This is a genomic window from Vibrio sp. 1249-1 (genome assembly GCF_033340495.1).
Genome location: NZ_JAWOWJ010000386.1, coordinates 1 through 792 on the forward strand (window position 1 = coordinate 1; position 792 = coordinate 792).

The 792-nt window shown below is 51.6% G+C and carries 1 protein-coding gene; it reads left to right on the forward strand.

Annotated features, from left to right (window positions below; translation table 11 throughout):
* A partial coding sequence (locus R7Z50_RS26535; protein ID WP_318149617.1) for a tandem-95 repeat protein occupies window positions 1-792 on the forward strand: 792 nt, incomplete at both ends.

Sequence of the window (792 nt, forward strand, 5' to 3'; positions counted from 1 at the left end):
CGAAGACACGCCAGTGACGATTGATGTCCTGCCAAACGATACTGACATCGATGGTGATACATTACGTATTGACTCGGCGTCTGTGCCGAGTGACCAAGGGACAGTTGAGATTGTTGATGGCAAACTGGTGTTCACACCGGCTGAGAACTTCCATGGTGACGCTGAAATCACTTATACCGTCACCGATGGTTCGCTGACTGACCAAGCGACGGTCAACGTCACCGTGAATGCGGTGAACGACACGCCTGTGGTTGAAAGCAACATTGCAGACCAAACCTTGGCGGAAGATTTCACGCCATACAGCATCGATCTAAATACTGCTTTCAGCGATGTGGATAACGTGGATGGTGAGTTAACGTTTAGCGTCTCAGGCAACAGTAATGTCAATGTCTCAATAGAAAATGGCATTGCTACGTTCACTCCAACCGCGGACTGGAACGGCTCAGAAGCATTGACCTTTACTGCCACCGATCCAAGCGGCGAGAGCGTTAGCCAAACGGTGAACTTCATAGTAGCGCCAGTGGCGGATATCGTGGCAGATAAAGCGACGGTTGTGGAAGACACGCCAACCATCATTAAGGTTTTAGGTAACGACACGTTCGAAGGCGACGATAAAGTGGTGTCGCTGGATACCAATAACGGTCCAGCTAACGGCACGGTCTCGGTCAACCCGGATGGCAGCGTCACTTACACGCCAAACGACAACTTCCACGGCACAGACAGCTTCACCTACATCGTTACGTCAGGTGGGGTGTCAGAGTCCACCACGGTGAACGTCGATGTGACGCCAGT